This window comes from Streptomyces sp. NPDC056160, assembly GCF_042268205.1.
In the GTDB taxonomy this organism is placed as follows: Bacteria; Actinomycetota; Actinomycetes; order Streptomycetales; family Streptomycetaceae; genus Streptomyces.
Genome location: NZ_JBHJUW010000213.1, coordinates 1 through 10535, shown reverse-complemented (window position 1 = coordinate 10535; position 10535 = coordinate 1). Strand labels below are relative to the sequence as shown.

Here is a 10535-nt window from a genome sequence, read left to right as displayed (position 1 = left end):
CCAGCACCTCAGCCCGCCTGGTCTCCAACGCCTCCATCAACGACGGCACACCACACCCACCCTCGCTCAGCACCCGCATCCCTCACGGCGGGCTCAACCCGGCGACGGTAGAAGTCGGCACGACCGGACACATCCCGAACCTCTGTGAATCACCCCAACGAGGCACCCTCATCAGATCTGCACCCAACCCAGAATCAGGCCCCAGTACTGTGACTTCGCATGACCGACACCGAGATCGAGATCACCGCAGACCTGGTCCGCGACCTGCTGCAGGAGCAACATCCAGACCTTGCAGGGCTGGACATTCGCGAGGTTGGAGGCGGCTGGGGCAACCAAATGTGGCGCCTCGGAAAGGAGTTGGCCGTGCGCATGCAGCGCATGGACCCCACCCCGGAGCTCCAGCTCAAGGAGCGGCGGTGGCTACCCGTGCTCGCCCCACGCCTGCCGCTCCCGGTGCCGACCCCGGTACGGTTCGGCGAACCGTCCGAGCACTTCCCCAAGCACTGGACCGTGATGACGTGGGTTCCCGGCGAGCCGCTGGACCACAGCTCGATCAGCCGCGGCGACCACGCGACCGACACGCTGGCGGGCTTCCTCCGGGCGCTCCACGTGGAGGCGCCCGCCGAGGCGCCGATCAGCTCGGACTTCGGTGCTCACCCCAACAAGTGCACGGACGGCTTCGACCACTTCTTCCACTCCGTGGTCCCCGACGACCTCGCCGATGACGTTCGGGCCGTCTGGGACGACGCTGTCGCGGCGCCCGAGTGGGAGGGCCCGCCACTGTGGGTGCACGGCGACCTTCATCCCGCGAACGTCGTCGTCTAGGACGGAAGGCTCTCGGGCATCGTCGACTTCGGCGCCCTGTTCGCCGGCGATCCGGCGTGGGACCTCGCGGCCGCATGGGTCATCCTTCCCGCGGGCGCCGCCTCACGGTTCTTCAGCGTGTACGCGCAGGCAGACGAGGGGACGATCCGGCGCGCCCGCGGGCTGGCCGCTCTGAAAAGCCTGTTCCTCATGCTCATGGGAGAGAACGGAGACCGGGGCGTTCCCGGCGGCAAGCCGACATGGGGCCCCGCAGGCCGGGCAGCACTCGGTCGTGTTCTGAGCGGCGGTCTGGGATAGGCGCGGAGCGACCGAGCCGCATCCGCTAGCCGCTGCCGACGTTGCCACGATCTCTGTCTTGTCCCCGCCGGCCGCGGGCGGGATTCCCGGAGCACAACGACCCGGCCCGGACGGCGGATGCGGCGCTCACTCCTCCTGGTCGTCGTCAACGTCAAGGTCGGCAGTGTCCGGGTCGGGCGGGGGCCGCAGCCCCGCACGAGCTGGGAGGCGGTGAAACGGTAGCGGCCCCGGCAGTTGGGGTTCTTGTGCTTGAGCGGGGACTGCCGCGGTGCCGCACTGGGCATGGTCGTGATCACGTACGTGCCACGCGGCCGGTAACCGCCGGGCGCCGAAGCCGACTCCGCGCTGCCGGGGAAGGCAGTGGTCAGGCCCTCGGCACAGCGACTGCCTGCGGGTTCGGCTCGGCGGCCTCCGCGGAGGCGTCGCTCAGGCCGAGGCGGAGGTGCTCGACGTGGTACAGGGCCTGGTCGAGCAATGCGCAGACGTGGTCGTCGTACAGGGAGTACACCACCGAGCGGCCCTTGCGGGTGCCCACCACCAGGTCGAGGTTGCGCAGCAGGCGCAGCTGGTGGGAGCAGGCGGACTGCTCCATGCCGACCTCGGCGGCCAGCTCGGTCGCCGGCAGCGGCCCCTCGCGCAGCCGGGCGAGGATCAGCAGCCTGGACGGGGTGGCCAGGGCCTGCAAGGTGGTGGCCACCCGGGCAGCACTGGCTGCGTCCAGGCGTGTGCGCGGAACGCTGTCGGCCGGCGGTTCGGCTCCATGACCCATGTGCCCATCGTACGACGCTCCATGAACACATGAATCGATGTTCATTCATTCCTGTTACGGTGGTGGGGTTGGACGCTGTTCGCTCACGTCTGCGCAAAGGACCCCTGTTCCGATGTCTTCCACCCTCATCCGCCCGGCGGCCGCCGGTGACGCGGCCGTGCGTGACGCGGTCGCGCCCCGGCGCCGCACAAGGATCTTCACGCTGCCCGAGGCTCGCTGGGCGGCAGCCGCCCTGGTGCTGTTCCTGATCGCGTTGCCGCTCTACCTGCTCGGGGCGCCGGCGTGGTGCTGGGGGCCGCTGTTCGCGCTCACTTACGCCACCGGGGGATGGGAGCCCGGCTGGGCCGGATTGCAGGCCCTCGAAGACAAGACGCTGGATGTGGACCTGCTGATGGTCGTCGCGGCGCTGGGGGCGGCGGTGATCGGGCAGGTTCTGGACGGCGCGCTGCTGATCGTCATCTTCGCCACCTCCGGCGCACTGGAGGCGATCGCCACCGCCCGCACAGCCGACTCGGTGCGCGGCCTGCTCGACCTGGCTCCCACCACCGCGACCCGCCTGCTGGACGGCGGCAGCGAGGAGACGGTCCCCACCGATCAGCTGGCCGTGGGCGACGTCGTCCTGGTGCGCCCGGGCGAGCGGATCGGCGCGGACGGCCGCGTTCTGGACGGGGCCAGCGAGGTGGATCAGGCCACCATCACCGGCGAGCCGCTGCCGGTGGCCAAGCAGGAGGGCGACGAGGTGTTCGCCGGCACCCTGAACGGCACCGGCGTGCTGCGGGTGAAGGTCGAGCGTGACCCTTCGGATTCGGTGATCGCCCGGATCGTGGCCATGGTCGAGGAAGCTTCCGAGACCAAGGCGCCCACCCAGCTGTTCATCGAGAAGGTCGAACAGCGGTACAGCCTCGGCATGGTCGCCGCCACCCTCGCGCTGTTCGCGCTTCCCCTGCTCTTCGGTGCAGCGTTGCAGCCGACGCTGCTGCGGGCGATGACCTTCATGATTGTCGCCTCGCCGTGTGCGGTGGTGCTGGCCACCATGCCGCCGCTGCTGTCCGCGATCGCCAACGCCGGGCGCCACGGCGTGCTGGTGAAGTCCGCCGTGGTGATGGAGCAGCTCGGCCAGGTCGACGCGGTGGCGCTGGACAAGACCGGCACACTGACCGAGGGCACCTTGCGGGTGACCGACATGCGCCCGCTGGCCGCCTCCGGCCTGAGCGAGGAGGAACTGCTGCGGATCGCGGCGGCGGCCGAGTACCCCAGCGAGCACCCGCTGGCCCGCGCGATCGTGGACGCCGCCCGCACCCGCGGCCTGGACATCCCCGCGGTGGAGGACTTCGCCTCCGCCCCCGGCACCGGCGTGACGGCAACCGTCGAGGGCAAGGCCGTCGCGGTCGGCAGCCCCACCCGGCTGCTGAACGGCCGCAACCACCCGGCCGTCGAGCTCGCCGCCCGGTTGGAGGACGAGGGCACCACCGCTGTCCTGGTCGAGATCGAGGACACCCCCGTCGGGGTGCTGGGCCTCGCCGACCGGCTGCGCGAGGAGGCCGCCGCCACCGTCACCGCCCTGACCTCCCTGACCGGAACCGCTCCGGTGCTGGTCACCGGCGACAACCCGCGCGCCGCCGCCCGCGTGGCGGAAGAGGTCGGTATCACCGACGTCCGCGCGGGGCTCCTGCCGCAGGACAAGGTCAGCGCCGTCCAGGAGCTGGAGCAGGCCGGACGGAAGGTGCTGGTGGTCGGCGACGGCGTCAACGACGCGCCCGCGCTCGCCGCCGCGCACACGGGCATCGCCATGGGCCGGGCCGGCTCCGATCTCGCCCTGGAGACCGCCGACGCCGTCGTCGTCCGCGACGAACTGGCCACCGTCCCCACCGTCGTCGCGCTCTCCCGCCGCGCGCGGCGCCTGCTGGTGCAGAACCTGGTCATCGCCACGGTATTCATCACCGGCCTGGTCATCTGGGACCTGGCCGGGACCCTGCCGCTGCCGCTCGGTGTCGCCGGGCACGAGGGCTCCACCGTCATCGTCGGCCTGAACGGCCTGCGCCTGCTGGCCGACGGCGCCTGGCGCCGCGCACGCAGCGGGAGGGCCCAGTGAGCCGCCGCAGCCGCGAGGCCACTTCTGCGAATGCGGGGGCGGCCCACTGCACGGTCACCGTCTGCCGCGGCTGCTGCTGCGGCACGGCGAAGGTCCCCGGCCTTGACCACGCCGCCCAGCTCGACCAGCTCCGCTCATCCCTCGCACACCTCGCCCGGGTACGCGTCACCGGCTGCCTGGACGCCTGCGAGCACGCCAACGTCATCGTCATCCAGCCCTCCGCCGCCGGTCGCGCGGCCGGCGGACGGCCCGTCTGGCTCGGCCTGGTCAACGACCAGGACACCGCCGACGACATCGCGGCCTGGGTCGAAGCCGGCGGACCGGGCCTGGCCGACCCTCCCGGCGTCCTGGACCTGTACACCTTCAGCCCGTCCCGCCGCATCCGCCAAGCCGTCGAGCCCTGACCCGTCCGAGGCGGTAAGCGTCACCGGCCGCATCCCCTGAGTGATGGGGCGTCAGTCCTGGGGCGCCAGGGCAGTCGTACGCTGGGCTGTCCGGCGTCGCGGCTGGTGCGCTCGACCATGGTGGTGGCCCACAGTGATGCGACCGCGCTCTGGAAGGCGAAGCCTGTCTGGTCGTCGGCGGCTGCCACGCCCGCAGGCTTACGCTCCCGGGCATGAGCAGGTTCTACGCCACAGTGTGTCTACCGCCGACCCCACCGGGAGAGGTTCTGCAGGCGATAGCCACCGCCATGGCGCCCTACGATCTCAACCTCGGCTCCGAGAACTCGAATCCGGACGGCCACTGGGACGGGTGGACCATCTGCTCCACCGCGCACAACGCCTACCTCGTACTACCCCGGCACGACGGCGACCCCAGGCTCGTCACCGCCGCAACCGTGCCGCGCGGGATGGTGGAACTCGATGTCCTCGGGTCACTGGAGTGCTGCGGCGGACCGCGGGGCCTGCTCGAATTCGACGCCGAGCCGTTTCGCTCTGGGGTGCATGAGCTACGGCGACCCGACCGTGCCCGGCGCCTACCGGTGGGCACAGACGTGTCCTGAGTCGGGAATTCGCTGCGTAGGTCTTCGGTGGTTCGGCTTGACGGCCGGGTGGCGAGGACGGGACGGCCGATGGCCGAGCTGGTGCTGACCGGTCCCGGCCATCCAGCGACGGCTGACCGCACACTTCCGCTTCCATGTGCACTTCACGCCCACCAGCTCCTCCTGGCTCAACCAGGTCGAGCGGTGGTTCGCACTGCTGACGGGCAAACAGATACGGCGAGGTGCCCACAGGAACGTCCAGTCCCTGGAGAGGGACATGCGCAGCTGGATCAGGACCTGGAACGAAGAGCCGAAACCCTTCGTCTGGACGAAGACCGCGGACCAGATCCTGGAACGCCTCGCAAGGTATCTGAAGCGAATTCCCGACTCAGGACACTAGCCGAAGCCGCCCGGCCCCTGGTACGGGTACGCGGCCGGCCGCCTCGCCCTGCAGGGCGGCGTTCACCTCTCCCCCCCCCGGCGCGGGCGGCGGTAGCGCAGCGAGGGGCCGTCCGTCCGAGCTTCGGCTGGCGTACGAGTCGCGCCACCGGGCCCCGCGCCGACGGCTGCCGGCGTGCGGCGTGCCGGCCTGCGCGGTGCCGGCGGCCGTCGTCCTGGTGGTGTCCACCGCACAGCCGGGCGGCGCCAGGGCCGGCCGGGCGCCGGGACGAGGAGCGAGCCGGCGCGGGTGCCGGTCGCGGCGGGCCGCGGCTCCGGTCCGGGCGCCGTGTCAGCCGGGGGTCAGTACCATGCGGAAGCGCGCCCCGCCGGAGAGCATCTTGCGGTAGGCCCCGTCCACGTCGTCCAGGGGGACGGTCTCGGTCATGGGGCGGATGCCGTGCAGGGCGCTGAAGGCCATCGTGTCCTCCACGTCCTGCGAGGTGCCCGACGGGTGGCCGCGCACGACGCGGCCGGTCATCAGCAGCTGGGCCGGGCTGATGCCGAGCGGCGCGGTGTCCGCGCCGATGACCACGAGTTCACCTCGGGGGGCCAGGCCGTCCACGGTGGCGGTGATGGCCGCGGAGTTGCCGGCGGTGGCCAGCACGACCCTGGCGCCGCCGAGGGAGCGCAGCGCCTCGTCGACCGGGGTGCCGGAGGTGCTGTCGACGTAGTGGTGGGCGCCCAGCCGCTTGGCGAAGTCGGCCTTCTCGGCGCCGCGGGCGATCCCGACGGTCTCGAAGCCCATGGCCGCCGCGTACTGCACGCCGAGGTGCCCCAGGCCGCCGAGGCCGAGCACCGCGACCAGGTCGCCCGGCCGGGCGGAGCTGCGCCGCAGCCCGTTGTACGTGGTGACGCCCGCGCAGGCCATGGGCCCGGCGTCGGACGCGGCCAGCGCGTCCGGGACGCGGGCCAGGGCGTCGGCGGGCGCGATCACCTTCCCGGCGAAGCCGCCGTCGTAGGCCCAGCCCGGCACCTGAAGGTTCGGGCAGACCACGAAGTCGCCCTCGCGGCAGGGCCGGCAGTGGCCGCAGCTGCCGCCGAACCAGCCGACGGCGACCCGGTCGCCGGTCCGCCAGCCGCGGTCCTCCACGCCTTCCCCGAGCTTCTCCAGGCGCCCGGCGATCTCGTGTCCGGGGACCTCCGGGAACGACACTCCCGGTAGTCCGCCACTCACGAAGAGGGCGTCGCTGTGGCAGATCCCGCACGCCTCGACGGCGATCCGCACCTGACCCGGGCCGGGCCGCGGGACCTCGCGCTCGACCAGCTCGAAGCCGCCGTCCGGGGCGGTCACCTGCGCGACTCGGTAGGTACTCATCTGTGTCTCCGGAGAACGCGTACGAGGGCCCCCACTCGATCCAGCACAGCAGCTCGCGGCCGATCACGCGCGCCGAGCCGGCCGGGGCGGCCCTGAGCTGCGACGACGCTGCCGTTCCCGGAGCGCGTCATACCGGCTCGGGGGGTCGGCCCGCAGGGCGGAGCATGCCCAGCAGCAGCCGCACCAACTCGTCCACGACCTGGTCCAGCGTGGCACCGGCCCAGCCGGCGCTCCCGTCGTGCAGCAGGCCGCTGACGCTGCCGATGAACGCCGTGGCTGCGAGGCGGGAGTCGCGCGGTGCCGCCGCCCCGCGGGCCGCGGCCGCGTCCGCCTCGGCGCGGATGAGGTCGATCCAGCGTGCGCGGCGGGCGAGGCACTGCTCCACCAGCCGGGCGCGGACGCCGATGACCTCGACGAAGGCGATGCGGGTACGGCGCGGATCGCCGGTGACGTCGCGGCGTAGGCGCGGATGGCTCTATCGAGCAGCAGTAGTGACGTCGCTTGTCGATGGTTCGGGAGGCGCCACGTTCGACGGACGGGTCTGCTGCACGTCGAGTACTCACCCTCGGCGCTCGGCAAGAACGCCGCCGTGCCGCTCAACCTGGAGGGGACCTATATGGAGAGGAACATCGCCACCGCCGGCGCAGCGGGCGGCGTCCAAGAGTGATCCCCGACACCGCGGAGGCTCAGCGTGACTTCCGGTCGAGCGAGGACGACGTGGCGCGGTGCTCCTCGCCGTCGGTGAGGTCGTCGTGTACGAGCATCAGCAGGTGCGTCAACTGCGCACGCTGAGAGCCGCCCAGTGACCGGAAGAGGCCGTCCTCCACCTCGTGCTGCGCCGCCGTCGCGGCGCGCAGCCTCTGTTCACCGTCCCCCGTGAGCACCACCACGCGGGCGACGCCGGTCGTGCACGTCGCGGATGCGGGTCACCAGTCCCTCGGCCTCCAACGGGTTGAGCTGGGTGACCAGCACGCTGGCCGCCGTGTCCGTCTCGATCGCCAACTCTGTCTGTGCAAGCGGGCCGCGGTCGTGGAGAAGCCCGAGGATGTGGAACTGCCGAGGCGTGAGTCCGTGGGCGGTGTGCGCGTCGCGCAGGCGCCGCATCGCCTCGTGCCCGAGCAGGGCAAGCCTCGGCCCTGGGCTGTTCCTGGGCTCGTCGCGCCGTGTCGCGGGTGGCGCTGTCGGCGTGGTGGTGCGGGATAGCTTGGTCACCCTGACGGCACGCCGTACGCAGCGGCCAAGGCCGTCCTCAACGCCTCCAGCAAGAGCCTCGCCCTCGCCTGCGGGCCGCACGGGGCACGCGTCACCGCGGTCATGCCAGGCGTCATCGAGACCGACGCCGTCGGGGCCAGCCTCCGGCTGGCCGCCGAGCGGACAGGCCGTGACCTGGAGGACATCCGCAAGGAGTTCCACCAGCGCCGCGCCGCTCGGCCGCCCAGGCCGGCCTGAGGAGGCGGCGGAGCTCATCGCCTTCCTCGCCTCACCCCGCGCGTCCTACCTCACCGGCATCACCGTCTCGGTGGACGGGGGAATCCTCCCCCGCTCTGAACAGCATGGTCGGGGTCGACCGTGTGCCGAGGTGCAGCAGGCAGACGCGTTCGGGTCGTGGGCGGTGGTGATCTGGTCGGTTTCGTCGGGCCGGGATGCGGAGCGGCGGGGCCGCTCGGGCGATGCTGGTTGAACGAACCCGGCTCGACTTCGGCGAGGACACCGAGGCCGACCGGGCGCTTGAGCTTGTGCCGGGTGCTTGCGCGCGCGGTGCGCCGCCGACGCAGTACCGGGCGGGCGGCGTTGACCGCCGCGGTGTAGAGGCAGGCGTGCGCGTCCTGGAGGTCGTCCAGCCGTTCGCCGTGCCGCCGGCGGCGAAGGCATCCTGGACAACGTCCTCGGCGGTGTGCAGGTCGTCCACCAGGAAGACCGCCGGCCGGACCATGTCGAGCCGCCGGGTCCGGTACAGATCGGCGAGTGTGGGGGAATCTTCGTCGCCGTCCCGGTCGGCCACCGAACGCAGGTGCCGGAATCGGCGGCCGGGTTGCGGCACGCCCGACGCCGGGGTGGAGGGGGGAGTCCGGGCGAGGTGCAGTAGCCGGGCCCACCCGGGCACGGCAAGGGTGAGCTGCATCGTCCTCGTTCACATCACGGGTACGGCGGGGCCAGCTCCGGTCCCGCCATATCCGTGGTCGGCGACTCAGCGGCCGGTGTTACCCGGATAGGGCTTGCTGTGCGGGTCACCGGGGACCGGAGTCGGGTCGGTGCCGGCGGGGGTCTGCTTTGCCGGGGTGGAGGGCACGGGCTTCGGGTAGGGCTTGCCGTGCGGGTCACCGGGGACCGGAGTCGGGTCGGTGCCGGCGGGGGTCCGCTTTGCCGGGGTGGAGGGCACGGGCTTCGGCTCGGCTGTGGCCGACGTGCCCGACTTGACCGGGTGCGCATGGCCGCCGGTGGCCGCCTGAGCGGCGATGCCGCTGCCCACCACTAGGGCGAGACCGGCAGTCGACCCCAGCACCCAGGTGTGCAGGGAACGGCTGGACTTCTTGGCGCGGATGTGGCGCATAGGAAACGACTCCAAAGAGTTCAGGGACAGCGCTGACAGGCCAGGCAGCGCCGGGACTGAAAATCCCGTCCCGGAAACCGCCCTTCACTCCCACCAGACGTGCGGCCCCACCCGAGGTTGTCGCGATCCGCAAAAAAATCTGCAGCCTTCTTGGGGCCGGCCGGCCGCCTCGTCGTCATGGTCAATGCGGCCCCGTGCGTGATGCCTGACCCTGCCTGCGCTCAAGAACGATCTCAGGGACCGGCTGCGGAAGCGTTCTCCGACGGTGTGCTCGTCCGGCCGCGCCAGTCTCTTCCACAGCACCGAGGGCGTCGGCATCCAACTGACCATCCACCGCGACATGCTGCCCCCAGCTGTGCAACACGGCCCTTGCCGGGGCTGTACCGGCAGCGGTGTAAACCTGATCAAGGGAAACACCTGAAGAGTGACGTGATCGTCTCTGTCGAGGCGGTTGAAGCGAGCGCGGGCGACCGGGCCCCTGGCCGGCTCCTGTTCCAGTACCGCGAACAGCTGCTCACTCAGTTCGGGCAGCGACCCCGGACCCACCGAGCGAAGACCGACCGTGCCAGTGTCCTGCCAGGCCAGCCGCTACCGCCGAACGGAGCGCACGCTCACCCGTAGGTCCTTGGCGACCTCGGCGTTGGAGGCGCCGGCGCCGAACCGTTCGGCGGCCACCATCCGGATCCGCTCACGAAACGCCCGCCTTTGAGGCGTCAGCCCACCACCCTGCGGATACCTCATGCAAACGGCATACCCCGACGATCACATGCCGTCAGCCCCCAACGACAACACGCCAACAAGCTCAGTAACGTGCCGCGAGCAGCGACACCAGGAGCGCAGGCCCGCGCCCAACGGTAAGGGCGACAGCGAGGACCGGAAACAGGGGCCGTCCGGCAGCCCGTCGATCGCCGCCTTGAAGCTCAGCTCGGGTACCAGTTCGAGGGGTCCCGCGTACGCCTTGTGGCCGGGAAGTACACGCCGCGGATGTAGATCCATTCGAGTCTGGGGATGGGGGCCGGCGTGTCAGCCGCAGCTTCGTCGCTCGATGTGGAAGCGAACCATGGCATGTTACGGTACTCAGTACCATGTGGAACTTGATACCAAGGAGCCTGCCGTGGATAGCGGGTCTTCGAAGTTGAGCGGTGCAAGGTCGGTGGCCGCTGACTGCCCGTCACGGTCTGTGATGGGTGGGGTGGTTGTCGGCCCTGGATGTAGGACGCCCGTGGTCCTGGGTGATCATTTCTGTTCTCTACGCAGAAGGAT

Annotated in this window: 10 protein-coding genes and 4 pseudogenes; 7 read left to right on the top strand and 7 right to left on the bottom strand. The window is 71.4% G+C overall.

Annotated features, from left to right (window positions below; all coding sequences use genetic code 11):
• Positions 1–219 precede the first annotated feature (219 nt).
• Positions 220–1122 (top strand): annotated as a pseudogene (locus ACFC02_RS39645) (aminoglycoside phosphotransferase family protein).
• 364 nt (positions 1123–1486) lie between these two features.
• On the opposite strand, the gene ACFC02_RS39640 reads toward ACFC02_RS39645, so the two are convergent.
• Positions 1487–1891 carry an ArsR/SmtB family transcription factor gene (locus tag ACFC02_RS39640; protein ID WP_376367396.1) on the bottom strand — a complete coding sequence of 135 codons (405 nt, stop codon included), beginning with the start codon at positions 1889–1891 and terminating at the stop codon, positions 1487–1489.
• Between the two features lie 112 nt (positions 1892–2003).
• Here ACFC02_RS39640 and ACFC02_RS39635 point away from each other — a divergent pair, with 112 nt between their 5' ends.
• The gene (locus ACFC02_RS39635; RefSeq protein WP_376367394.1) at positions 2004–3983 is read left to right on the top strand and encodes a heavy metal translocating P-type ATPase; all 1980 of its coding nucleotides are present in this window, start codon (positions 2004–2006) and stop codon (positions 3981–3983) included.
• Positions 3980–4387 (top strand): (2Fe-2S) ferredoxin domain-containing protein, encoded by a 408-nt coding sequence (locus tag ACFC02_RS39630; protein ID WP_376367392.1) that lies wholly within the window; start codon positions 3980–3982, stop codon positions 4385–4387. Before ACFC02_RS39635 ends, ACFC02_RS39630 begins: the two co-directional genes overlap by 4 nt.
• A 20-nt stretch (positions 4388–4407) precedes the next feature.
• Here the strand turns inward: ACFC02_RS39630 and ACFC02_RS39625 are convergent, their stop codons facing one another.
• Positions 4408–4575, bottom strand: coding sequence for a DUF6207 family protein (locus ACFC02_RS39625; RefSeq protein WP_376367390.1), 168 nt, complete (start codon positions 4573–4575; stop codon positions 4408–4410).
• Between the two features lie 24 nt (positions 4576–4599).
• Between ACFC02_RS39625 and ACFC02_RS39620 the strand changes: the two genes are divergently transcribed.
• Positions 4600–4986, top strand: coding sequence for a hypothetical protein (locus tag ACFC02_RS39620; RefSeq protein WP_376367388.1), 387 nt, complete (start codon positions 4600–4602; stop codon positions 4984–4986).
• Positions 4987–5080: 94 nt separating this feature from the next.
• Positions 5081–5365, top strand: a pseudogene (locus tag ACFC02_RS39615) (IS630 family transposase); the annotation flags it as partial.
• A gap of 330 nt (positions 5366–5695) precedes the next feature.
• Here the strand turns inward: ACFC02_RS39615 and ACFC02_RS39610 are convergent.
• The 4 genes and pseudogenes from ACFC02_RS39610 to ACFC02_RS39595 form a co-directional block, all read right to left on the bottom strand.
• The gene (locus ACFC02_RS39610) at positions 5696–6721 is read right to left on the bottom strand and encodes an alcohol dehydrogenase catalytic domain-containing protein (RefSeq protein WP_376367386.1); all 1026 of its coding nucleotides are present in this window, start codon (positions 6719–6721) and stop codon (positions 5696–5698) included.
• A 127-nt stretch (positions 6722–6848) separates the two neighbouring features.
• Positions 6849–7192: pseudogene (locus tag ACFC02_RS39605) on the bottom strand (TetR/AcrR family transcriptional regulator); the annotation flags it as partial.
• Positions 7193–7407: 215 nt separating this feature from the next.
• On the bottom strand, positions 7408–7611 hold the full coding sequence (locus ACFC02_RS39600) for a hypothetical protein (RefSeq protein ID WP_376367384.1): 204 nt from the start codon (positions 7609–7611) through the stop codon (positions 7408–7410).
• Entirely contained in the window at positions 7586–7933 is a 348-nt protein-coding gene (locus ACFC02_RS39595) for a MarR family winged helix-turn-helix transcriptional regulator (protein ID WP_376367382.1), read from the bottom strand. Before ACFC02_RS39595 ends, ACFC02_RS39600 begins: the two co-directional genes overlap by 26 nt.
• A gap of 12 nt (positions 7934–7945) precedes the next feature.
• Between ACFC02_RS39595 and ACFC02_RS39590 the strand changes: the two are divergent.
• A pseudogene (locus ACFC02_RS39590) lies at positions 7946–8170 on the top strand (SDR family oxidoreductase); the annotation flags it as partial.
• Positions 8103–8402 carry an SDR family oxidoreductase gene (locus tag ACFC02_RS39585; RefSeq protein ID WP_376367380.1) on the top strand — a complete coding sequence of 100 codons (300 nt, stop codon included), beginning with the start codon at positions 8103–8105 and terminating at the stop codon, positions 8400–8402. The pseudogene ACFC02_RS39590 and the gene ACFC02_RS39585, both read left to right, overlap by 68 nt.
• 507 nt (positions 8403–8909) lie before the next feature.
• Here ACFC02_RS39585 and ACFC02_RS39580 read toward each other — a convergent pair.
• Positions 8910–9272 carry a hypothetical protein gene (locus tag ACFC02_RS39580; protein WP_376367378.1) on the bottom strand — a complete coding sequence of 121 codons (363 nt, stop codon included), beginning with the start codon at positions 9270–9272 and terminating at the stop codon, positions 8910–8912.
• Between the last annotated feature and the right edge of the window lie 1263 nt (positions 9273–10535).